Source organism: Kitasatospora sp. NPDC032121 (assembly GCF_055580145.1).
In genome coordinates, this window is record NZ_JBVILX010000002.1 from 923,335 (window position 1) to 944,655 (window position 21,321).

Below are 21,321 nucleotides of genomic sequence, written 5' to 3' on the forward strand. Positions count from 1 at the left end.
CGGACGTATTACGAGAGAGGTAAATCCAATGGCTGGACCCCAGCGCCGCGGCAGCGGCGCCGGTGGCGGCACCGGTGGCGAGCGGCGCGACCGTAAGCGTGACGACCGGGGCAACGCCCCCGCCGTCGAGAAGACCGCTTACGTCGAGCGCGTCGTCGCGATCAACCGTGTCGCCAAGGTTGTCAAGGGTGGCCGTCGCTTCAGCTTCACCGCGCTCGTCGTGGTGGGCGATGGCGAGGGCACCGTGGGTGTCGGTTACGGCAAGGCGAAGGAGGTTCCGGCCGCCATCGCCAAGGGTGTTGAGGAGGCCAAGAAGAACTTCTTCAAGGTCCCCCGTATCCAGGGCACCATCCCCCACCCGATCCAGGGTGAGAAGGCCGCCGGCGTCGTGCTGCTGAAGCCCGCCGCCCCCGGTACCGGTGTTATCGCCGGTGGTCCGGTGCGCGCCGTCCTGGAGTGCGCCGGCATCCACGACATCCTGTCGAAGTCGCTCGGCTCGGACAACGCGATCAACATCGTGCACGCCACCGTGGCCGCTCTGAAGGGCCTCGTGCGCCCCGAGGAGATCGCCGCCCGTCGTGGCCTGCCGCTGGAGGACGTGGCCCCCGCCGCTCTGCTGCGGGCGCGTGCTGCTGGGGTGAGCGCCTGATGGCTCGCCTGAAGATCACGCAGACCAAGTCGTACATCGGCAGCAAGCAGAATCACCGTGACACCCTGCGTTCGCTTGGTCTCAAGCGCATGCACGACGTCGTGGTGAAGGAGGACCGTCCCGAGATCCGCGGGATGGCCCACACGGTCCGTCACCTGGTGACGGTTGAGGAGGTGGACTGATCATGGGCGACAACCCGATCAAGATCCACAACCTGCGTCCCGCCCCGGGTGCCAAGACCGACAAGATCCGTGTGGGTCGTGGTGAGGGCTCCAAGGGTAAGACCGCCGGTCGTGGCACCAAGGGCACGAAGGCCCGCTACCAGGTTCCGCAGCGCTTCGAGGGTGGCCAGATGCCGCTCCACATGCGCCTGCCGAAGCTGAAGGGCTTCAAGAACCCGTTCAAGATCACGTTCCAGGTTGTCAACCTCGACAAGCTGGCCGAGCTCTACCCGCAGGGTGGCGAGGTCACCGTCGAGGACCTGGTCGCCAAGGGCGCGGTTCGCAAGAACTCCCTCGTCAAGGTGCTCGGCACCGGCGAGATCTCGGTCGCCCTCCAGGTTGCGGTGGACGCCGTCTCCGGTTCGGCCGCCGAGAAGATCAAGGCCGCCGGCGGTACGGTCACCGAGCTCATCTGAGCCCGCTGAATTCCGCCCACGAGCCCCGCACCTCCTTCGGGAGGTGCGGGGCTCGTGCCGTTCCCGGGGATTTCCGGCCCGACGGCGCTCGTTCTTTTGTGTGGCAAAACCGGGCATCCCGTACCCCATGAGTGGGGGACCGGCGGTACGCGCTTCTTCCGAGTGGCCGCGCACTGTTAGAGTCCGTGGAGTTCCCTTGTAGGCTGCGCGTAGGCTCGCCTGTGCCGTCTGTACGGGAGCCCGTACCGCAAAACTCCCCATTCAGGACCGACCCTCCCGCCGACGACGCGCGGGAGGCGCAGGAGGCACCGTGCTCAGTGCGTTCGCGCGGGCGTTCCAGACGCCCGACCTGCGCAAGAAGCTGCTGTTCACGCTGGGCATCATGGTGCTGTTCCGGCTGGGCTCGCACATCCCGATTCCGGGCGTGAGTTTCACGGCCGTGAACGAGTGCGTGAAGGAGACCAAGAACAGTGGCCTCTTCGGACTCGTCAACCTGTTCAGCGGTGGCGCGCTCCTCCAGCTGACGATCTTCGCCCTCGGCATCATGCCGTACATCACGGCGAGCATCATCCTCCAGCTCCTCACCGTCGTGATCCCGCGACTGGAGATGCTGAAGAAGGAGGGGCAGGCCGGCCAGGCGAAGATCACCCAGTACACCCGGTACCTGACCATCGCCCTCGCCGTGCTCCAGGGCACCGGCATCGTGGCGACGGCCTCCAGCGGCGCGCTGTTCTCCGGCTGCCCGCTGGCCAACCAGATCGTCCCGGACACCAGCGTGTTCCGGATCGCCGTCATGGTCCTCACCATGACCGCGGGCACCACGGTCATCATGTGGCTGGGCGAGCTGATCACCGACCGCGGCATCGGCAACGGCATGTCGCTGCTGATCTTCACCTCGATCGCGGCCCAGTTCCCGTCCTCGATGTGGGCGATCAAGCAGTCCGGCACCATCGGCGACGGCTGGGTCGAGTTCCTCTCCGTGGTCGCGGTCGGCATCATCGTCGTGATGCTGGTCATCTTCGTCGAGCAGGCCCAGCGCCGGATCCCGGTCCAGTACGCGAAGCGGATGATCGGCCGCCGGGCGTTCGGTGGGACCTCGACCTACATCCCGCTCAAGGTGAACCAGGCCGGTGTCATCCCGGTCATCTTCGCCTCGTCGCTGCTGTACATCCCCGCCCTCGTGGTCCAGCTGACCAACAGCCAGGCGGGCTGGGCCACGTGGATCCGGACGAACTTCGTCAAGGGTGACCACCCGATCTACATGGCCACCTACTTCCTGCTGATCGTCTTCTTCGCCTTCTTCTACGTCGCCATCTCCTTCAACCCCGAAGAAGTTGCCGACAACATGAAGAAGTATGGTGGGTTCATCCCGGGTATCCGGGCCGGCCGACCGACGGCCGAGTACCTGAACTACGTGCTGACCCGAATCACGTGGCCGGGTTCGCTCTACCTGGGCCTGATCGCGTTGATCCCGATGATCGCCCTGGTCGCCTTCGGACAGCAGACCAACTTCCCGTTCGGCGGCACCAGCGTGCTCATCGTCGTCGGCGTCGGACTCGAAACTGTGAAGCAGATCGAGAGCCAGCTCCAGCAGCGCAATTACGAAGGGTTCCTCCGCTGATGCGTATCGTCCTCGTTGGTCCTCCCGGGGCCGGGAAGGGTACTCAGGCGCACCTGCTCGCCAAGACCCTGTCCATCCCCCACATCTCCACCGGCGACCTGTTCCGTGCGAACATCAGCCAGGGCACCCCGCTCGGCCTCGAGGCCAAGAGCTACATGGACGCGGGACACCTGGTGCCGGACGAGGTCACCATCGGGATGGCCAAGGACCGAATGCTCCAGGAGGACGCCGCCAACGGCTTCCTGCTCGACGGCTTCCCCCGCAACCTGGGGCAGGCCAAGGCGCTGGACGAGTTCCTCGCCGAGCAGGGCATAAAGCTGGACGGTGTGCTGGACCTGGAGGTCCCCGAGGACGAGGTCGTCCGCCGGATCGCCGGCCGTCGCCTGTGCCGCAACGACGGCGGCCACGTCTTCCACGTGGACTACAACCCGCCGAAGGTCGAGGGCGTCTGCGACGAGTGCGGCGGCGAGCTGTACCAGCGCTCGGACGACACCGAGGAGAAGGTGCGCACGCGCCTGGAGGTCTACCACACGGAGACCGAGCCGATCATCGACTACTACGTCCAGCAGGGCCTGGTGGCGACGATCTCGGCCCTCGGCAAGGTGGACGAGGTCACCGCCCGCTCGATCGAGGCGTTGAAGCAGGACAGCTGAGTCTCTCGGCGAACGTACGACGGTACGGCCGGGTCGCCCGTGAAGCGGGTGGCCCGGCCGTTTCGGCGTCGTACGGTGGTAGCAGTGGTAATCCGGACTTGGAAGGCGTGACCAGATGGTGGAGATCAAGACCCCCGAGCAGATCGCGAAGATGCGAGCGGCCGGGCTGGTCGTCGCCGAGGCCCTGAAGGCCTGCCGCGAGGCGGTCGTCCCGGGGGTGACCACCCAGGAGCTCAACGACATCGCGGACAAGGTCATCACCGACCACGGCGCCACCTCGAACTTCCGCGCCCACCACGGCGGGCTCTGGTTCCCGGGCGTCATCTGCGCCTCGGTGAACAACGAGGTCGTGCACGGCATCCCCGGCGAGCGGGTGCTCCAGGAGGGTGACGTCATCTCGATCGACTGCGGCGCCATCCTGGACGGCTGGCACGGCGACTCGGCCATCACGGTGGCGGTCGGCGAGGTCCGCCCGGAGGTCGAGATGCTGAGCCGGGTCACCGAGGGCTCGATGTGGGCCGGCATCGCCCAGATGAAGAAGAACAACCGTCTGGTCGACGTCTCCAAGGCGATCGAGGGCTACATCCGCCGCCAGCCGCTCCCGCCGAAGGGCAAGTGGGGCATCACCGAGGGCTACGGCGGCCACGGCATCGGCACCGCGATGCACATGGAGCCGCACGTGCTGAACTACGTCGAGCGCGGCCGGGGCAAGGGCCCGAAGCTGGTGCCGGGCACCGTGCTGGCGATCGAGCCGATGGTCTCGCTCGGCACCCCGCACACCACCGTGCTGGAGGACGACTGGACGGTCGTCACCAACGACGGCACCTGGGCCTCGCACTGGGAGCACTCGGTGGCCGTCACCGAGCAGGGTCCGCTGGTGCTGACCGCCTTCGACGGCGGCAAGGCGGAACTGGCCAAGCTGGGCATCACCGCAGCTCCGGACCCCCTCGCGTAGTCACGGCGGCGCCCAACTGCCGCCGCTGACAAGGGATCAGAGCCCTGGAGGTTTGGACCTCCAGGGCTTTTGTCCTATTTTTATCCGCTGGCAGTGGTCAGTAGTGGTCAGCAGTGGCTTACGAGCGAGCAGGAGACAGCACGTGCTCAAGGGATTCCGCGACTTCATGATGCGGGGCAACGTCGTCGACATGGCGGTCGGTGTGGTCATCGGTGCCGCGTTCACCGCGGTGGTGACCGGCTTCGTGTCCGCCTTCCTCACCCCGCTGGTGGGTGTGGTGGTCGGCGCGGCCGGCGACTTCAGCTCGTACAAGGCGCACATCGCCGGAGTGACCTTCCCGTACGGGCAGTTCCTCAACGTGCTGATCGCGTTCTTCATGACCGCCGCGGTGCTGTACTTCTGCGTGGTGCTGCCGATCACCAAGGCGACCGCGCGCTACATGCCGAAGAAGCCGAAGGCACCGAAGCGCCCGTGCCCCGAGTGCCTGACCGAGATCCCCGAGGCCGCCCGCCGCTGCTCGGCCTGCACCGCCCACGTCGAGCCGCTGACCGTCACCACCCGGGCCTGACGGAACGGGTGTGACGGCTACCGCTTTCCGGGGCCCCCGTTTTGGTCCACCGCACGCGCTGGCGTAGGATGGACCGTCGGCTCACTCGTAGCGTGCTTCAGCGCGCCCTCTTCCCTCCGGGGGAGGGGTGAACCCAGGTTCGCACGAGCGTTCCGCATACGGTAGCCGGTCCCGGAAGGTGGATCTCGCAGTTCATGGCTAAGAAGCAAGGCGCCATTGAGATCGAGGGCACCGTGATCGAGTCTCTTCCGAACGCGATGTTCAAGGTCGAGCTGCAGAACGGTCACAAGGTCCTCGCGCACATCAGTGGCAAGATGCGCATGCACTACATCCGCATCCTGCCGGACGACCGGGTCGTCGTGGAGCTCAGCCCCTACGACCTCACGCGCGGGCGGATCGTCTACCGCTACAAGTAAGAACGTCAGATCTAGACCCGGAGAACCTGAAACATGAAGGTCAAGCCGAGCGTCAAGAAGATCTGCGACAAGTGCAAGGTGATCCGCCGCCACGGCCGGGTCATGGTGATCTGCGACAACCTGCGCCACAAGCAGCGCCAGGGCTGATCGCTCTCCAGCATTTCTCGTAGTACTTCGCGCGACGCGAAAACGTCATAAGCGGGCTACCCGATCCGTCCCCTCGTGGACGGACTGCCACCCCCGGTCAGAGGCCGGGGCTCCATCGTCGAGAGGCGAAGGAGTAGGTAGCACGCAAGACCTCTGAAGAACCACAGGAGCCTTGAATGGCACGCCTCGCCGGCGTTGATCTCCCCCGTGAGAAGCGGATCGAGATCGCCCTCACCTACGTGTACGGCATCGGCCGTACCCGCGCCCAGCAGACCCTGGCCGAGACCGGTGTCAACCCGGATGTCCGCGTTCGCGACATCTCCGAGGACGACCTCGTCAAGCTGAGCCAGTACATCGACGCCAACTACACGGTCGAGGGTGACCTCCGCCGTGAGGTGGCCGCCGACATCCGCCGCAAGGTCGAGATCGGCTGCTACGAGGGTCTGCGTCACCGCCGTGGCCTGCCGGTCCGCGGCCAGCGCACCCACACCAACGCGCGTACCCGCAAGGGCCCGCGTCGCGCGATCGCCGGCAAGAAGAAGCCGGGCAAGAAGTAGTCCGTCCCGTAACCGGACATCCCTCCGGCCCGCGGGTCAGCGGACCGACCACCTCAGTAGGAGAACAGACTTATGCCCCCCAAGGGTCGTCAGGCTGCCGGCGCGAAGAAGATCCGCCGCAAGGAAAAGAAGAACGTCGCTCACGGCCACGCGCACATCAAGAGCACGTTCAACAACACCATCGTTTCGATCACCGACCCCGCGGGCAACGTGATCTCCTGGGCCTCCGCCGGCCACGTCGGCTTCAAGGGCTCGCGCAAGTCCACCCCGTTCGCCGCGCAGATGGCCGCCGAGGCCGCTGCCCGTCGCGCGCAGGAGCACGGCATGCGCAAGGTTGACGTCTTCGTGAAGGGTCCGGGCTCCGGCCGCGAGACCGCGATCCGTTCGCTCCAGGCCACCGGCCTGGAGGTCGGCTCGATCCAGGACGTCACCCCCACCCCGCACAACGGCTGCCGCCCGCCGAAGCGCCGCCGCGTCTGACGCAGCGCCTTCGGGCTCGCAGTACCTGCTGTAAACCTCGTACGGGGTCCTGCTTCTCGGCGGGACCCCGTACGCTTGGTCCTGTCGGCATCAAATAGTGGGTGCCGAAGACAACCGGAGGATTTCCCCCATGCTTATCGCTCAGCGTCCTTCGCTGACCGAAGAGGTCGTCGACGAGTTCCGCTCGCGGTTCGTGATCGAGCCGCTGGAGCCGGGCTTCGGCTACACCCTCGGCAACTCCCTGCGCCGCACGCTCCTGTCGTCGATCCCGGGTGCCGCTGTCACCAGCATCCGCATCGACGGCGTCCTGCACGAGTTCACCACCGTGCCGGGCGTCAAGGAGGACGTGACCGACCTCATCCTCAACATCAAGCAGCTGGTCGTCTCCTCGGAGCACGACGAGCCGGTCGTGATGTACCTGCGCAAGCAGGGCCCGGGTGTCGTCACCGCCGCCGACATCGCCCCGCCGGCGGGTGTCGAGGTGCACAACCCCGAGCTGGTCCTCGCCACGCTGAACGGCAAGGGCAAGCTGGAGATGGAGCTGACCGTCGAGCGCGGTCGCGGCTACGTCTCCGCCGTCCAGAACAAGGCCTCCGGCCAGGAGATCGGCCGCATCCCGGTCGACTCGATCTACAGCCCGGTGCTGAAGGTCACCTACAAGGTCGAGGCCACCCGTGTCGAGCAGCGGACCGACTTCGACAAGCTGATCGTCGACGTCGAGACCAAGCCCGCCATGCGTCCGCGCGACGCCATGGCCTCGGCCGGCAAGACCCTGGTGGAGCTGTTCGGCCTCGCCCGCGAGCTGAACATCGACGCCGAGGGCATCGACATGGGCCCGTCCCCGACGGACGCCGCCCTGGCCGCCGACCTGGCGCTGCCGATCGAGGAGCTGGAGCTCACCGTCCGCTCCTACAACTGCCTCAAGCGCGAGGGCATCCACACCGTGGGTGAGCTCGTCGCCCGCTCCGAGGCCGACCTGCTCGACATCCGCAACTTCGGTGCGAAGTCGATCGACGAGGTCAAGGCGAAGCTGGCCGGCATGGGCCTGGCCCTCAAGGACAGCCCGCCCGGGTTCGACCCGACCGCTGCCGCCGACGCCTTCGGCGCCGACGACCTCGACGACTCGCACTTCGCCGAGACCGAGCAGTACTAAGAGAATTGGCCGCGGGGGCGGTTCCACGGAACCGCCCCCGTCGTCCTGAAAGCCGTACGGGCACAGTGCCCGTACGCCCGCTGCGGTACCTGGTACGGCCGCAGTCGGAGATTCGAGGAGTAATTCCATGCCGCGTCCCACCAAGGGTGCCCGCCTGGGCGGTGGCCCGCACCACGAGCCGCTGCTGCTCGCCGGTCTGGCCCGTGAGCTGTTCCAGTACGGCCGCATCACCACCACCGAGGCCAAGGCCCGCCGCCTGCGCCCGCTGGCGGAGAAGCTGATCACCAAGGCGAAGAAGGGCGACATCCACAACCGTCGCCTGGTGCGCAAGACCATCACCGACGTGTCGGTGCTGCACACCCTCTTCACCGAGATCGCGCCGCGCTACGAGAACCGCCCGGGTGGCTACACCCGCATCACCAAGATCGGTCCCCGTCGTGGCGACAACGCCCCGATGGCCGTGATCGAGCTGGTCGAGGCGCTGACCGTCGCGCAGACCGCCGTCGGCGAGGCCGAGGCCGCCACCAAGCGTGCCGTCAAGGAGGCCGACGCCAAGGTCGAGGCCACCGAGACCGAGGCCGCCGAGCAGGCCTGACACCACTAGGTGTTGTTGCGGGCCCGCTTCCCCAGCGATGGGGGAGCGGGCCCGTTCCTCATGTCCAGGGAGTGGAGAGCAGTGGTCAACGATTGCGCCGAGCGGCCGCCGGTGAAGGACGGCCCGGCCGACGGGTACGTCCGGGTCCGGCTGGACCTCGCCTACCAGGGCGCCGAGTTCTCCGGCTGGGCCCGCCAGAAGGGCGGCCGCCGGACGGTCCAGGAGGAGATCGAGACCGCGCTCCAGATCGTCACCCGCAGCTCGGAGCTGTTCCCGCTGACCGTGGCCGGGCGCACCGACGCCGGGGTGCACGCCCGCGGCCAGGTCGCCCACGTCGACCTGCCGGCCGAGCTGTGGGAGGCGCACCGGGAGAAGCTGCTGCGCCGACTGGCCGGCCGGCTGCCCGGGGACGTCCGGATCTACCGGGTCGGCGAGGCGCCGGCCGGGTTCGACGCCCGCTTCTCGGCGATCTGGCGCCGGTACGCGTACCGGGTCGCCGACCACCCCGGCGGGGTCGACCCGCTGCTGCGCGGCCACGTGCTCTGGCACGACCGCCCGCTGGACGTGGACCGGATGAACCGGGCGGCCGAACTGCTGCTCGGCGAGCACGACTTCGCCGCGTACTGCAAGAAGCGCGAGGGCGCCACCACCATCCGCACCCTGCTGGAGCTGCACTGGGACCGCGTCCCGGTGGACTCCTACGCCGCCCAGGAGGGCTCCCTCGCGGTCGCCACCGTCCGGGCCGACGCCTTCTGCCACAACATGGTCCGGGCGCTGGTCGGCGCGATGCTGCTGGTCGGCGACGGGCACCGGCCGGTGGAGTTCCCCGGCGAGGTGCTGGCCGGCGGGGTGCGCAACTCCGCCGTCAACGTGATCCGGCCGTACGGGCTCACGCTGGAGGAGGTCGGCTACCCGCCGGACGACCAGCTGGCCGAGCGCAACCGCGCGGCCCGGCGGATGCGCACCCTGCCCGGGCAGAGCGCGTAGTGAGGTAATCCGTTTTGGCCCGGCGCGTCCGCTTGGGAGAATCGCTCCCATGGGACACGTCGAGATTTCGCACCTGGAGTACTACCTGCCGGACGGGCGCGTCTTGTTCGACGACGCGTCCTTCCGGGTGGGCGAGGGAGCCGCGGTCGCCCTGGTCGGCGCCAACGGCGCCGGCAAGACCACCCTGCTGCGCATGATCGCGGGGGACATCCAGCCGCACGGCGGCTCGGTGACGATCAGCGGCGGGCTCGGCGTGATGCGCCAGTTCGTCGGCACCACCGGCCGCGAGGACCAGCAGGCCACGCCCGGCGCGCTGCCGGCCGACGCCTCGGTGCGCGACCTGCTGGTGTCGGTCGCCCCGGAGCGGATCGCCAAGGCTGCCCGCGCGGTGGACGCAGCCGAGCTGGCGATGATCGCCCAGGACGACGAGAAGACGCAGATGGCCTACGCCCAGGCGCTCTCCGACTGGGCCGACGTCGGCGGCTACGACTACGAGACCGACTGGGACGTCTGCACCATGGCGGCCCTGGGGGTGCCCTTCGACAAGGCCCAGTGGCGCGGCCTGAACACCCTCTCCGGCGGCGAGCAGAAGCGGCTCGTGCTGGAGGCGCTGCTGCGCGGTCCCGACGAGGTGCTGCTGCTCGACGAGCCCGACAACTACCTGGACGTCCCGGCCAAGCGCTGGCTGGAGGAGGCCATCAAGGCCACCTCGAAGACCGTCCTGTTCATCTCGCACGACCGCGAGCTGCTCTCCAAGACCGCGGACAAGATCATCGCCGTCGAGACCGGCGCCACCGGCAGCAGCGTCTGGGTGCACGGCGGCGGCTTCGACACCTTCCACGAGGCCCGCAAGGCCCGCTTCGAGCGCTTCGAGGAACTGCGCCGCCGCTGGGACGAGGAGCACGCCAAGCTCAAGAAGCTGGTCGTCACCCTGCGCCAGGCCGCCGCGGTCAGCCACGAGATGGCCTCCCGCTACGCCGCCGCCCAGACCAGGCTGAAGAAGTTCGAGGACGCCGGCCCGCCCGAGACGCCGCCGCGCGAGCAGACCATCACCATGCGGCTCAAGGGCGGGCGCACCGGCGTGCGCGCCTTCACCATGGAGCAGCTGGAGCTCACCGGCCTGATGCAGCCCTTCGACCTGGAGGTCTTCTACGGCGAGCGGGTCGCGGTGCTGGGCGCCAACGGCGCCGGCAAGTCGCACCTCCTGCGGCTGCTGGCCGGTGACGGGTCGGTCGCGCACACCGGCGAGTGGAAGCTCGGTGCCCGGGTCGTGCCCGGCCACTTCCGGCAGACCCACGCCCACCCGGAGCTGTTCGGCCGCACCGTGCGGTCGATCGTCGAGGAGGAGCACGCGCTCAGCCGCGGCGCCGCGATGGGCGCGCTGCGCCGGTACGAGCTGGACCGCCAGGAGGAGCAGAAGTTCGAGTCGCTGTCCGGCGGGCAGCAGGCCCGGCTGATGATCCTCAAGCTCGAACTCTCCGGCGTGACGGCCCTGTTGCTCGACGAGCCGACCGACAACCTGGACCTGGAGAGCGCCGAGGCCCTGCAGGCCGGCCTGGAGGCCTTCGACGGCACCGTGCTGTGCGTGACCCACGACCGCTGGTTCGCCAAGACCTTCGACCGCTTCCTGGTGTTCGGCGCGGACGGCCGGGTGTACGAGTCGCCGGAGCCGGTCTGGGACGTGACCCGGGTGGAGCGCGAACGCTGAGTGACGGCGGGGGTCGGTCCCGGGCGCTTTTGACCCGCCCCCGCCCTGCCGGTAACCTGGACGCTTGATGTGCGTATTGGCTCGCTCTATCTCACGTGAGAGGTCGGTACGCCGGAGACATCAGGTCGTCGACCAGCGGTCCCCCTTGAATTGCGTCCAAGGATGGCCAGGCTGCTCTTCCGTCCGGGTGCTCCTGTCAGGACTCACTCACTGAAAAGCGAAGGCTACGACCGTGCGTACGTACAGCCCCAAGCCCGGCGACGTCCAGCGTCAGTGGCACGTCATCGACGCGACCGACGTCGTGCTGGGCCGCCTGGCCTCCCAGGCCGCCAACCTCCTCCGGGGCAAGCACAAGGCGATCTACGCGCCGCACGTTGACACTGGTGACTTCGTCATCATCATCAACGCCGACAAGGTGCACCTGTCCGGTAACAAGAAGACCCAGAAGCTGGCCTACCGCCACTCGGGCTTCCCGGGCGGTCTGCGCTCGGTGCGCTACGACGACCTGCTGGCGAACAACCCGGAGAAGGCCGTCGAGAAGGCCATCAAGGGCATGATCCCCAAGAACAGCCTGGGCCGCCAGATGCTCTCCAAGCTGAAGGTCTACTCGGGCGACCAGCACCCGCACGCTGCCCAGCAGCCGGTGCCGTTCGAGATCACCCAGGTCGCGCAGTAATTCGGCCACCAAGCCCCCCAACACTGAAAAGAGCTGAGGAACACCGTGGCCGAGACCACTGAAACCCTTGAGGTCGACTTCGACGAGACCGTCGTCGAGGGCGAGTACACCTCCGAGGAGAGCTACACCTCCGAGTCGCTGGCCGGCCGCTTCGGCGAGGCCGTCCCCGGCGCCGGCCTGGGCCGTCGCAAGGAGGCGATCGCCCGCGTGCGCATCGTCCCCGGCACCGGCCAGTGGAAGATCAACGGTCGCACCCTCGAGGGCTACTTCCCGAACAAGGTGCACCAGCAGACCGTGAACGAGCCCTTCAAGCTCCTGGAGCTGGACGGCCGTTACGACGTCGTCGCCCGCATCAGCGGTGGCGGCGTCTCCGGCCAGGCCTACGCGCTGCGCCTCGGCGTCGCCCGTGCCCTGAACGAGGCCGACGTGGACAACAACCGCGGCGCGCTGAAGAAGGCCGGCTTCCTGACCCGTGACGCCCGCGCCGTCGAGCGCAAGAAGGCCGGTCTGAAGAAGGCCCGCAAGGCGCCGCAGTACAGCAAGCGCTAATCGCCTCCCCGGGGGTGCGGTCCGCCCTGGCGGCGCACCCCCTGGTTGCGCGAAACCGTCGCCCCGGAGTACCTCGCGTACTCCGGGGCGACGTGTTCCCCGGCTACTGTGCGGCGGCCGGGATCATCGGTTGGGTTCCGAGCAGTGGTGATGGAGGACGGGACAGTGGGACGACTCTTCGGTACGGACGGCGTGCGCGGGGTGGCCAACGAGGGCCTGACGGCGGAGCTGGCCCTCGGCCTGTCGGTCGCGGCGGCCCATGTGCTCGGTGAGGCCGGCGCCTTCGACGGCCACCGGCCGGTCGCGGTGGTCGGCCGTGACCCGCGTGCCTCGGGCGAGTTCCTCGAGGCCGCCGTCATCGCCGGTCTGGCGAGCGCGGGCGTCGACGTCCTGCGGGTCGGCGTCCTGCCCACCCCGGCCGTGGCGTACCTCACCGGCGCGCTCGGCGCCGACTTCGGCGTGATGCTGTCCGCCAGCCACAACGCCATGCCGGACAACGGCATCAAGTTCCTCGCCCGCGGCGGCCACAAGCTGGACGACCGGATCGAGGACGCGATCGAGACCCACTACCGCAAGCACTCGCTCGGCGACGAGGACTGGAACCGTCCGACCGGCGCTGCCGTCGGCCGGGTGCGCGAGTACACCGAGGGCTTCGACAAGTACGTCGCCCACCTGATCGGCGTACTGCCCAACCGCCTGGACGGCGTCAAGGTCGTCATCGACGGCGCCCACGGCGCGGCCGCCTACGTCGCCCCCGAGGCCTTCGCCCGGGCCGGCGCCGAGGTGGTCCACACCCTGGGGGCCGAGCCCACCGGCCTCAACATCAACGACGGCGTCGGCTCCACCCACCTGGACCGGCTGCGCGTCGCGATGAAGGAGCACCAGGCCGACCTGGGCATCGCCCTGGACGGCGACGCCGACCGCTGCCTGGCCGCCGACGCCGAGGGCAACGAGGTGGACGGCGACCAGATCATCGCCATCCTCGCCGTCGCCATGAAGGAGGCCGGCACCCTGCGCCGCAACACCGCGGTGGCCACCGTGATGTCCAACCTCGGCTTCAAGCTGGCGATGGAGCGCGAGGGCATCGAGCTGGTGGAGACCGCCGTCGGCGACCGCTACGTGCTGGAGGCGATGAAGGAGCACGGCTTCGCGCTGGGCGGCGAGCAGTCCGGCCACGTGATCCTGCTGGACCATGCCACCACCGGCGACGGCACCCTGACCGGCCTGATGCTGGGCGCCCGGCTGGCCGCCACCAAGCAGCCGCTGGCCGACCTGGCCGCCGTGATGACCCGGCTGCCGCAGGTGCTGATCAACGTCAAGGGCGTCGACAAGTCCCGGGTGCGGACCAGCACCGAGCTGGCCGCCGCGGTCGCCGGCGCCGAGGCCGAGCTGGGCTCCACCGGCCGGGTGCTGCTGCGCCCGTCGGGCACCGAGCCGCTGGTCCGGGTGATGGTCGAGGCCGCCGACCCGGCGCAGGCCGAGGCGGTCGCGCAGCGGCTGGCCGAGGCGGTGCGCACCCACCTGGGCTGAGCCCCCGTACGGCACGAGGCCCCCACCGGGTTCCGGTGGGGGCCGTCGGTGTTGCTCCGAGGACGCCTCAGAGCTTGCGCAGCAGCGCCCGGCGGACCTTGTGGTCCTGGCCCTTCTGGAGGATCAGGGTGGCCCGGCCGCGGGTCGGCAGGACGTTCTCCAGCAGGTTGGGCTTGTTGATGGTGCGCCAGACCTGCCGGCCGTACTCCATCGCCTCCTCCTCCGGCACCTCGGTGAAGCGGCGGAAGTAGGAGTTCGGGTCCTGGAAGGCGGTCTGCCGCAGCTTGCGGAAGCGGTCCAGGTACCAGTGCTCGATGTCGTCGGTCCGGGCGTCGACGTAGATCGAGAAGTCGAAGTAGTCGGCCACCGCGAGGCGGGTGCGGCCGTCGGTGCCGGGCAGGGCCGGCTGGAGCACGTTCAGGCCCTCGACGATCAGGATGTCCGGGCGCTCCACGGTGAGCCGCTCGCCCTGCACGATGTCGTACACCAGGTGCGAGTAGACCGGCGCGCTGACCCGCTCCTTGCCCGCCTTCACGTCCGCGACGAAGCGCATCAGCGCCCGGCGGTCGTACGACTCCGGGAAGCCCTTGCGGGCCATCAGGCCGCGGCGGCGCAGCTCGGCGTTGGGCAGCAGGAAGCCGTCGGTGGTGACCAGTTCGACCCGGGGGTGCTCGGGCCAGCGGGCGAGCAGCGCCTGGAGCAGACGGGCGGTGGTCGACTTGCCGACCGCGACGGAGCCGGCCACGCCGATGATGAACGGGGTGCGGGTGCGCTCGGTGTCCGGGGTGTCCAGGAAGGTGCCCAGCGCGCCGCGCAGCTCGTGCGTGGCGTGGATGTACAGGTTCAGCAGTCGCGACAGCGGCAGGTAGACGTCGCGGACCTCGTCCAGGTCGAGGGCGGTACCGAGGCCGCGCAGCCGCTCCACCTCCTCGGCGCTCAGCGGCAGCGGCGTACGCTCGCGCAGCGCGCTCCACTCGGCCCGGCTGAGGTCCACGTAGGGAGACGGGGACGGGCCGGGCGTGGCGGCGCCCCGCGTACAGAGTTCGGTCAGCACATGCTCCATTGTGAGCCGTCGCGACGTTCACGGTTGCTGTGGTGTCGGTCACGCAGCGTTCGCGCGCGGCGGGAAAACAGCCACAGAACCGCCCTTATGCTGGCACGCATGTGCGGAATTGTTGGATACGTGGGCGCTCAGTCCGCCCTCGACGTAGTAATCGCAGGCTTGCAGCGCCTGGAGTACCGGGGTTACGACTCGGCCGGTGTCGCGGTGCAGGTCCAGGACTCCGAGGGGCAGTGGAGCCTGGCCACGGACAAGCGGGCGGGCAAGCTCGCCAACCTGGAGAAGTCGCTCGCCGAGTCCCCTCTGCCCGGCGGCACCACCGGCATCGGCCACACCCGCTGGGCCACCCACGGCGGCCCGACGGACGCCAACGCCCACCCCCACCTGGACGACCGGCAGCGGGTGGCCGTGGTGCACAACGGCATCATCGAGAACTTCGCCCAGCTGCGCGCCGAGATCGCCGAGCGCGGCCACACCCTCCGGTCCGAGACCGACACCGAGGTCGTCGCCCACCTGCTGGGCGAGGCCTACGCGGGTGACCTCGCCGAGGCCATGCGGGTGGTCTGCCGTCAGCTGGAGGGCGCCTTCACCCTGGTGGCCGTGCACGCGGACGCGCCGGACGTGGTCGTCGGCGCCCGCCGCAACTCGCCGCTGGTGGTCGGCCGCGGCGAGGGCGAGAACTTCCTCGCCTCGGACGTCGCCGCCTTCATCGCCCACACCCGCGAGGCGATCGAGCTGGGCCAGGACCAGGTGGTCGAGCTGCGCCGCGAGGGCGTGACCGTCACCAACTTCGACGGCACCCCGGCCGACGTGCGCGAATACCACGTCGACTGGGACGCCTCCGCCGCCGAGAAGGGCGGCTACGACTACTTCATGCTCAAGGAGATCGCCGAGCAGCCGAAGGCGGTCGCCGACACCCTGCTCGGCCGGATCGGCACCGACGGCCGGCTCACCCTCGACGAGCTGCGGATCTCCGACGCCGACCTGCGCTCGGTCGACAAGGTCGTCATCGTGGCCTGCGGCACGGCGTTCCACGCCGGCATGATCGCCAAGTACGCGATCGAGCACTGGACCCGCATCCCCTGCGAGGTCGAGGTCGCCTCCGAGTTCCGCTACCGCGACCCGATCATGGGCCCGGGCACGCTGGTCATCGCCATCTCGCAGTCCGGCGAGACCATGGACACCCTGATGGCCCTGCGGCACGCCCGCGAGCAGGGCGCCAAGGTGCTGGCGATCTGCAACACCAACGGCTCCACCATCCCGCGCGAGTCGGACGCGGTGTTGTACACCCACGCCGGCCCGGAGGTCGCGGTCGCCTCCACCAAGGCGTTCCTGACCCAGCTGGTCGCCTGCTACCTGGTCGCCCTGTACCTGGGCCAGGTGCGCGGCACCAAGTGGGGCGACGAGATCTTCGCCGTCATCAAGGAGCTCGGCGACGCGCCGAAGCAGGTCGAGCAGGTCCTGGAGACCATGGAGCCGGTGCGCGAGCTGGCCCGCTCGCTCGCCGACGCCCGCTCGGTGCTGTTCCTCGGCCGCCACGTCGGCTTCCCGGTGGCCCTGGAGGGCGCGCTCAAGCTCAAGGAGCTGGCGTACATGCACGCCGAGGGCTTCGCGGCGGGCGAGCTCAAGCACGGCCCGATCGCGCTGATCGAGGAGGGGCTGCCGGTGGTGGTGGTCGTGCCCTCGCCGCGCGGCCGGTCGATCCTGCACGACAAGATCGTCTCCAACATCCAGGAGATCCGGGCCCGCGGCGCCCGCACGATCGTGATCGCCGAGGAGGGCGACGAGGCCGTCGTCCCGTACGCGGACCACCTGATCCGCATCCCGGCCACCCCGACCCTGCTCCAGCCGCTGGTCGCCGCCGTCCCGCTCCAGGTCTTCGCCTGCGAGCTGGCCACGGCCAAGGGCCACGAGGTCGACCAGCCGCGCAACCTGGCGAAGTCGGTCACCGTCGAGTAGTGACGACCACGACGCCCCTGCGGTGGCTGTGCCCTACCGCAGGGGCGCCGTGTCCAGCGTGAAGGAGAACGGGGCGGGTGGCCCTTCTCCCTCCTGTGGGTCCGTGCCGAGCCACAAGGTAGGCGTACGGACCGGCACCGGTGGGGCATCGAAGTGGGTGTCACTCGAAAGTGTGCCGCAGTCCGGCCTGCCGTGGGGCCGCGGCGCGGGCTAGCGTCGGTGGTACGCCGATCGCCGAGGGAGACCCGTCATGCGTCATGCACACCCTGTGGAAACCGTCCGGGCCGCGGAGGCGGAGCTGATGGCGCGGCTGCCGGAGGGCACGTTGATGCAGCGGGCGGCGGCGGGGTTGGCGGCGACCTGTGCGCGGCTGCTGACGCGGCGTCGGGGGCGGGTGTACGGCGGTCGGGTGACGGTGCTGGCGGGCAGCGGGGACAACGGGGGTGACGCCCTGTACGCCGGGGCCGCGCTGGCCCGGCGCGGAGCGCGGGTGACGGCGGTGCTGCTGACGCCGGAGAAGGCGCACCCGGGCGGGCTGGCCGCGCTGCGGGCCGCCGGCGGACGGGTGACGGTGGAGCAGGAAGTCGGCCTGGCCGACTTCTCGCGCGCGGACCTGGTGCTGGACGGCATCGTCGGCATCGGCGGCCGGGGCGGGCTGCGCCCCGAGGCGGAGCCGTACGCGCGGGCCCGGCGGTCCGGGACCGTGGTGGCGGTGGACCTGCCGAGCGGGGTGGACGCCGACACCGGCGAGGTGCCGGGCGCGGCGCTGCGGGCGGACGTCACGGTCTGCTTCGGCACGTACAAGCCCGGGCTGCTGGTCGACCCGGGGGCCTCGTACGCGGGCGTGGTGCAGCTGGTCGGCATCGGGCTGGAGCCGCCCGCCGCGGAGGTGACGGCGCTCCAGCACGCGGACGTGGCGGCGCTGCTGCCGGTGCCGGACGCGGAGAGCGACAAGTACCGGCGCGGCGTCGTCGGGGTGGCGGCCGGCTCGGCGACGTACCCGGGGGCGGCGCTGCTGGCCGTGGCGGGGGCGCTGCACGGCGGCGCGGGCGCCGTCCGGTACGTGGGCACGGCGGCCGAGGAGGTGGTGCGGCGCTTCCCGGAGACGCTCGTCACCGAGGGCGGCCCGGCCGGTGCCGGGCGGGTGCAGGCCTGGGTGGTCGGGCCGGGCGGCGGCGAGGGGGCGCGGCAGGCGCTGACCGAGGCGCTGGCGGGCGACGTCCCGGTGCTGGTGGACGCGGACGCGCTGACCGAGCTGGGCCGGCTCGGCCCGGGCGCGCTGGCCGGCCGCACCGCGCCCACCCTGCTCACCCCGCACACCGGCGAGGCGGCCCGGCTGCTCGCGGGCGCCGAGGGCGGCGCGCCGCCGGCCGCCGACGACCTGGCCGCGGCCCGGCTGGCCACCGCCCGCCGGCTGGCGGCGCACTACCGCGCGACGGTGCTGCTGAAGGGCTCCACCACGGTGGTCGCCGACCCGGGCGGGGCCGTCCGGGTGAACCCGACCGGCACCTCCTGGCTGGCCACCGCCGGCAGCGGCGACGTCCTGGCCGGGCTGGCCGGCTCCCTGCTGGCGGCGGGCCTCGCGCCGCTGGACGCCGCGTCGGTGGCCGCCTACCTGCACGGCCTGGCCGGCCGCGAGGCGGCGGGCGCGCCGGGCGCCCCGACGACGGCGCTCGCGGTGGCCGGGGCGCTGCCGGCGGTGTGGCGGGCGGTCCGCGAGGGGTGGGCGCCGGAACCGGAACGTCCGGTCGCGGCGTCCTGAACGGGGTGAACGGGCGGTCCGCCGCACGTCGGCGCGTCGTAGGGGGCCGTCGTGTCCGACGGGCCGTTCGGCGAGGACTCCGGGACGTCTGGGAGACTGACCCTGATGACAACTGCGAACACGACCGGCACGGCCACCCTCACCGACGGCGTACGGGCCGAGGCGACCATCGATCTCGCCGCCCTGCGCGGCAACCTCGCGGCGCTGCGCGAGCGCGTCGGCGACGCGGCGGTGATGCTCGCGGTCAAGGCGAACGCCTACGGCCACGGCGCGGTCGAGTGTGCCCGGGAGGCGGTCGCGAACGGCGTCGGCTGGCTCGGCTGCGCGACCCCGGACGAGGCGCTGGCACTGCGGGCCGCGGGCATCCGCCCCGAGCGGGCCCGCATCCTGTGCTGGCTGTGGACGCCGGGCGGCCCGTGGCGCGAGGCGCTGCGCGCGGACCTGGACATCTCGGTCAGCGGCCAGTGGGCGCTGGACGAGCTGCTGCCCGCCGTGCGCGAGACCGGCATCCCGGCCCGGGTGCACCTGAAGGCCGACACCGGCCTCGGCCGCAACGGCTGTCAGCCGCGCGACTGGCCGCAGCTGGTGGCCGCCGCCCGCCGGGCCGAGGCGGAGGGACTGCTGACGGTCGTCGGCGTCTGGTCGCACTTCGCCGCGGCGGACGAGCCCGGCCACCCGTCGATCCAGGCCCAGCTGGACTCCTACCGCACCGCGCTGGCCACGGCCGAGGCCGCCGGGCTGCGCCCCGAGGTCCGGCACCTGGCGAACTCCCCGGCCGCCCTGCTGCTGCCCGAGGCGCACTTCGACCTGGTCCGCACCGGCCTGGCCGCGTACGGGCTGTCGCCGGTGCCCGAGGTGGGCTCCCCGGCGGACTTCGGGCTGCGCCCGGTGATGGCGCTGACCGCGCGGCTGGCGCTGGTCAAGCACGTCCCCGGCGGACACGGGGTCAGCTACGGCCACCACTACACGACGCCGGGCGAGACCACCCTGGGCCTGGTGCCGCTCGGCTACGGCGACGGGATCCCCCGGCACGCCAGCGGCACCGGCCCGGTGCAGATCGACGGCAAGTGGCGCACGGTGGCCGGCCGGATCGCGATGGACCAGTTCGTGGTGGACCTCGGCGGCGACACCCCGGAGATCGGCGACGAGGTGCTGGTGTTCGGCAACGGCGAGCGCGGCGAGCCCACCGCCGAGGACTGGGCCCGCGCCTGCGGCACCATCTCGTACGAGATCATCACCCGGATCGGCGCCCGGGTGCCCCGCCGCTACCTGGGCGGCAGCCACGCCGAGGGCCCGTCGGCATGACCGACGCACCGGCCGAGCGAGGCCCGGTCGCGGCGGTCGCCAAGGCGGCCGGCGCCGCCGGGGTGAGCCGGGCGGGAGTGATCGGGATCTCGGTCGGCGTGCTGGCGGCCGGGGCGGCCGCGGGCGTCGCGATAGAGCGGCTGACCGTCGGCCGGGCGATGCGCCGCCGGGCCCGGGCCGAGCTGGACGCGAACGCCCCGTACGGCTCGCTGCGCGGCCGTCCGCGGACGGTGGCGGCGCCGGACGGCACCGAGCTGTACGTCGAGCTGGACGGCACCGGCTGGAGCGAGCCGGACGGCGACGGCCGCGCGGCGAGCCACCATCCGGAACCGCTGACCGTGGTGTTCTGCCACGGCTACTGCCTCAACCAGGACAGCTGGCACTTCCAGCGGGCCGCGCTGCGCGACGGCATGCGGCTGGTCTTCTGGGACCAGCGCAGCCACGGCCGCTCCGAGCGCTCCCGCTCCTACCTGGCGGGGGAGCCGGCCGGCATCGACCAGCTGGGCGGCGACCTCAAGGCGGTGATCGACGCCGTCGCCCCGACCGGGCCGCTGGTGCTGGTGGGCCACTCGATGGGCGGCATGACGGTGATGGCGCTGGCCGACCAGCACCCGGAGCTGTTCCGCGAGCGCGTCGCCGGCGTGGCGCTGGTCGGGACCCTCGCCGGGGACTGGAACGACGTCAGCCTGGGCCTGCCGAAGGCCGGCGCGAAGCTGTTCAAGAAGGTCGCGCCCGGGATGGTGAAGCTGCTGGGCCGCCAGGTCGACCTGGTCGAGGCGACCAGGCGGCTGGGCTCGGACGTGGCCGCGTTGTTCTACCGGAGGTTCTCCTTCGGCGGCCGGGACGTCGACCCCGGCGTGGTGCGCTTCGCCGAGCAGCTGCTGGACGCCACCCCGATCGACGTGGTCGCCGAGTTCTACCCGGTGTTCGGGGCGCACGAGAAGTACGAGGCGCTGGTCGCCCTGCGCGGCCTGCCCGCGCTGGTGCTGGCCGGGACGAAGGACCTGCTGACGCCCTCGACGCACAGCGAGGCGATCGCCGAGCGGCTGCCAGGCGCCGAGCTGGTGCTGGCCGAGGGCGCCGGGCACCTGGTGATGCTGGAGCGCCCCGAGCTGGTCGACCACGAGCTGGCGCGGCTGCTGCGCCGGGCCGCCGGCTTCGCCGGGGCGGCGCCGCTGCCCGCGGCCGTCCTCGACCTGGCCCGGGAGCGGGCCGTGGAGAGCGTCGCCGATCCGGTGTGATCCCGGGCCCGGCTCAGGGCCCCGCCCGCCGCACGGGGGCGCGCGGATGTGGCACGGTAGCGGTGGCGGCCGGTGGTCGGTGCGCCGGTACGGACCGAAGGGCAAGACACGCG

At 70.9% G+C, this 21,321-nt stretch carries 23 protein-coding genes; 22 read left to right on the forward strand and 1 reads right to left on the reverse strand.

Translation table 11 applies throughout. The features are described 5' to 3' along the window. Window positions 1-28 precede the first annotated feature (28 nt). The 18 genes from rpsE (at window position 29) to glmM (ending at window position 13,881) form a co-directional block, all read left to right on the forward strand. Entirely contained in the window at window positions 29-649 is a 621-nt protein-coding gene (rpsE, locus tag ACZ5OX_RS10085; RefSeq protein ID WP_350573992.1) for a 30S ribosomal protein S5, read from the forward strand. After that, on the forward strand, window positions 649-831 hold the full coding sequence (gene rpmD, locus ACZ5OX_RS10090) for a 50S ribosomal protein L30 (RefSeq protein ID WP_030055835.1): 183 nt from the start codon (window positions 649-651) through the stop codon (window positions 829-831). Before rpsE ends, rpmD begins: the two co-directional genes overlap by 1 nt. Before the next feature lie 2 nt (window positions 832-833). Beyond that, the gene (gene rplO / locus ACZ5OX_RS10095; protein ID WP_392867334.1) at window positions 834-1,286 is read left to right on the forward strand and encodes a 50S ribosomal protein L15; all 453 of its coding nucleotides are present in this window, start codon (window positions 834-836) and stop codon (window positions 1,284-1,286) included. Between the two features lie 310 nt (window positions 1,287-1,596). Continuing rightward, on the forward strand, window positions 1,597-2,907 hold the full coding sequence (gene secY, locus ACZ5OX_RS10100; RefSeq protein WP_392867331.1) for a preprotein translocase subunit SecY: 1,311 nt from the start codon (window positions 1,597-1,599) through the stop codon (window positions 2,905-2,907). Next, window positions 2,907-3,560, forward strand: coding sequence for an adenylate kinase (locus tag ACZ5OX_RS10105; RefSeq protein ID WP_402406061.1), 654 nt, complete (start codon window positions 2,907-2,909; stop codon window positions 3,558-3,560). Before secY ends, ACZ5OX_RS10105 begins: the two co-directional genes overlap by 1 nt. Before the next feature lie 115 nt (window positions 3,561-3,675). Further along, window positions 3,676-4,515, forward strand: coding sequence for a type I methionyl aminopeptidase (gene map / locus ACZ5OX_RS10110; protein ID WP_355261350.1), 840 nt, complete (start codon window positions 3,676-3,678; stop codon window positions 4,513-4,515). Between the two features lie 142 nt (window positions 4,516-4,657). Next, on the forward strand, window positions 4,658-5,083 hold the full coding sequence (gene mscL, locus ACZ5OX_RS10115; RefSeq protein ID WP_449788177.1) for a large conductance mechanosensitive channel protein MscL: 426 nt from the start codon (window positions 4,658-4,660) through the stop codon (window positions 5,081-5,083). Between the two features lie 194 nt (window positions 5,084-5,277). After that, a complete protein-coding gene (infA, locus tag ACZ5OX_RS10120) occupies window positions 5,278-5,499 on the forward strand; it encodes a translation initiation factor IF-1 (RefSeq protein ID WP_003956442.1) in 222 nt (73 codons plus the stop codon). Window positions 5,500-5,532: 33 nt separating this feature from the next. Continuing rightward, window positions 5,533-5,646, forward strand: coding sequence for a 50S ribosomal protein L36 (gene rpmJ / locus ACZ5OX_RS10125; protein WP_003956441.1), 114 nt, complete (start codon window positions 5,533-5,535; stop codon window positions 5,644-5,646). A gap of 176 nt (window positions 5,647-5,822) precedes the next feature. Next, on the forward strand, window positions 5,823-6,203 hold the full coding sequence (gene rpsM, locus ACZ5OX_RS10130; RefSeq protein ID WP_188306769.1) for a 30S ribosomal protein S13: 381 nt from the start codon (window positions 5,823-5,825) through the stop codon (window positions 6,201-6,203). Between the two features lie 72 nt (window positions 6,204-6,275). After that, window positions 6,276-6,683 carry a 30S ribosomal protein S11 gene (gene rpsK / locus ACZ5OX_RS10135; RefSeq protein ID WP_030232513.1) on the forward strand — a complete coding sequence of 136 codons (408 nt, stop codon included), beginning with the start codon at window positions 6,276-6,278 and terminating at the stop codon, window positions 6,681-6,683. A 130-nt stretch (window positions 6,684-6,813) separates the two neighbouring features. Next, window positions 6,814-7,836: a DNA-directed RNA polymerase subunit alpha gene (locus ACZ5OX_RS10140; protein WP_049649049.1), complete on the forward strand. Its 1,023-nt coding sequence runs from the start codon at window positions 6,814-6,816 to the stop codon at window positions 7,834-7,836. Between the two features lie 127 nt (window positions 7,837-7,963). Beyond that, window positions 7,964-8,431 (forward strand): 50S ribosomal protein L17, encoded by a 468-nt coding sequence (gene rplQ / locus ACZ5OX_RS10145; RefSeq protein WP_396300203.1) that lies wholly within the window; start codon window positions 7,964-7,966, stop codon window positions 8,429-8,431. Window positions 8,432-8,512: 81 nt separating this feature from the next. After that, window positions 8,513-9,418, forward strand: a complete 906-nt coding sequence (truA, locus tag ACZ5OX_RS10150; RefSeq protein WP_392867319.1) for a tRNA pseudouridine(38-40) synthase TruA — start codon at window positions 8,513-8,515, stop codon at window positions 9,416-9,418. A 49-nt stretch (window positions 9,419-9,467) separates the two neighbouring features. Beyond that, complete coding sequence (locus ACZ5OX_RS10155) at window positions 9,468-11,126, forward strand: ABC-F family ATP-binding cassette domain-containing protein (protein WP_465629464.1); 1,659 nt, start codon at window positions 9,468-9,470, stop codon at window positions 11,124-11,126. Between the two features lie 232 nt (window positions 11,127-11,358). After that, window positions 11,359-11,802, forward strand: a complete 444-nt coding sequence (gene rplM, locus ACZ5OX_RS10160; RefSeq protein WP_030055846.1) for a 50S ribosomal protein L13 — start codon at window positions 11,359-11,361, stop codon at window positions 11,800-11,802. 45 nt (window positions 11,803-11,847) lie between these two features. Continuing rightward, window positions 11,848-12,351 carry a 30S ribosomal protein S9 gene (rpsI, locus tag ACZ5OX_RS10165; RefSeq protein ID WP_224273932.1) on the forward strand — a complete coding sequence of 168 codons (504 nt, stop codon included), beginning with the start codon at window positions 11,848-11,850 and terminating at the stop codon, window positions 12,349-12,351. Between the two features lie 165 nt (window positions 12,352-12,516). Further along, window positions 12,517-13,881 (forward strand): phosphoglucosamine mutase, encoded by a 1,365-nt coding sequence (gene glmM, locus ACZ5OX_RS10170; protein WP_449788180.1) that lies wholly within the window; start codon window positions 12,517-12,519, stop codon window positions 13,879-13,881. A gap of 67 nt (window positions 13,882-13,948) precedes the next feature. Here the strand turns inward: glmM and coaA are convergent, their stop codons facing one another. Beyond that, window positions 13,949-14,944, reverse strand: coding sequence for a type I pantothenate kinase (coaA, locus tag ACZ5OX_RS10175; protein WP_392867308.1), 996 nt, complete (start codon window positions 14,942-14,944; stop codon window positions 13,949-13,951). 99 nt (window positions 14,945-15,043) lie between these two features. On the opposite strand from coaA, the gene glmS reads away from it, so the two are divergent. The 4 genes from glmS to ACZ5OX_RS10195 all read left to right on the forward strand — a co-directional run bounded on the left by glmS (window position 15,044) and on the right by ACZ5OX_RS10195 (window position 21,208). Further along, the gene (gene glmS / locus ACZ5OX_RS10180; protein ID WP_449788181.1) at window positions 15,044-16,900 is read left to right on the forward strand and encodes a glutamine--fructose-6-phosphate transaminase (isomerizing); all 1,857 of its coding nucleotides are present in this window, start codon (window positions 15,044-15,046) and stop codon (window positions 16,898-16,900) included. Window positions 16,901-17,150: 250 nt separating this feature from the next. Next, window positions 17,151-18,662 (forward strand): NAD(P)H-hydrate dehydratase, encoded by a 1,512-nt coding sequence (locus ACZ5OX_RS10185; protein WP_465629465.1) that lies wholly within the window; start codon window positions 17,151-17,153, stop codon window positions 18,660-18,662. A 105-nt stretch (window positions 18,663-18,767) separates the two neighbouring features. Further along, window positions 18,768-19,967 (forward strand): alanine racemase, encoded by a 1,200-nt coding sequence (gene alr, locus ACZ5OX_RS10190; protein ID WP_465629466.1) that lies wholly within the window; start codon window positions 18,768-18,770, stop codon window positions 19,965-19,967. Continuing rightward, window positions 19,964-21,208 (forward strand): alpha/beta fold hydrolase, encoded by a 1,245-nt coding sequence (locus ACZ5OX_RS10195; protein WP_465629467.1) that lies wholly within the window; start codon window positions 19,964-19,966, stop codon window positions 21,206-21,208. Before alr ends, ACZ5OX_RS10195 begins: the two co-directional genes overlap by 4 nt. Window positions 21,209-21,321 lie beyond the last annotated feature (113 nt).

What these genes read in the sequence shown, in the direction of transcription:
- rpsE (WP_350573992.1), top strand. Translation starts at nt 29, where the DNA reads ATGGCTGGACCCCAGCGCCGCGGCAGCGGCGCCGGTGGCGGCACCGGT.
- rpmD (WP_030055835.1), top strand. Translation starts at nt 649, where the DNA reads ATGGCTCGCCTGAAGATCACGCAGACCAAGTCGTACATCGGCAGCAAG.
- rplO (WP_392867334.1), top strand. Translation starts at nt 834, where the DNA reads ATGGGCGACAACCCGATCAAGATCCACAACCTGCGTCCCGCCCCGGGT.
- ACZ5OX_RS10105 (WP_402406061.1), top strand. Translation starts at nt 2,907, where the DNA reads ATGCGTATCGTCCTCGTTGGTCCTCCCGGGGCCGGGAAGGGTACTCAG.
- map (WP_355261350.1), top strand. Translation starts at nt 3,676, where the DNA reads ATGGTGGAGATCAAGACCCCCGAGCAGATCGCGAAGATGCGAGCGGCC.
- infA (WP_003956442.1), top strand. Translation starts at nt 5,278, where the DNA reads ATGGCTAAGAAGCAAGGCGCCATTGAGATCGAGGGCACCGTGATCGAG.
- rpmJ (WP_003956441.1), top strand. Translation starts at nt 5,533, where the DNA reads ATGAAGGTCAAGCCGAGCGTCAAGAAGATCTGCGACAAGTGCAAGGTG.
- rpsM (WP_188306769.1), top strand. Translation starts at nt 5,823, where the DNA reads ATGGCACGCCTCGCCGGCGTTGATCTCCCCCGTGAGAAGCGGATCGAG.
- rpsK (WP_030232513.1), top strand. Translation starts at nt 6,276, where the DNA reads ATGCCCCCCAAGGGTCGTCAGGCTGCCGGCGCGAAGAAGATCCGCCGC.
- ACZ5OX_RS10140 (WP_049649049.1), top strand. Translation starts at nt 6,814, where the DNA reads ATGCTTATCGCTCAGCGTCCTTCGCTGACCGAAGAGGTCGTCGACGAG.
- rplQ (WP_396300203.1), top strand. Translation starts at nt 7,964, where the DNA reads ATGCCGCGTCCCACCAAGGGTGCCCGCCTGGGCGGTGGCCCGCACCAC.
- ACZ5OX_RS10155 (WP_465629464.1), top strand. Translation starts at nt 9,468, where the DNA reads ATGGGACACGTCGAGATTTCGCACCTGGAGTACTACCTGCCGGACGGG.
- coaA (WP_392867308.1), bottom strand. Translation starts at nt 14,944, where the DNA reads ATGGAGCATGTGCTGACCGAACTCTGTACGCGGGGCGCCGCCACGCCC.
- glmS (WP_449788181.1), top strand. Translation starts at nt 15,044, where the DNA reads ATGTGCGGAATTGTTGGATACGTGGGCGCTCAGTCCGCCCTCGACGTA.
- ACZ5OX_RS10185 (WP_465629465.1), top strand. Translation starts at nt 17,151, where the DNA reads ATGCGTCATGCACACCCTGTGGAAACCGTCCGGGCCGCGGAGGCGGAG.
- alr (WP_465629466.1), top strand. Translation starts at nt 18,768, where the DNA reads ATGACAACTGCGAACACGACCGGCACGGCCACCCTCACCGACGGCGTA.
- ACZ5OX_RS10195 (WP_465629467.1), top strand. Translation starts at nt 19,964, where the DNA reads ATGACCGACGCACCGGCCGAGCGAGGCCCGGTCGCGGCGGTCGCCAAG.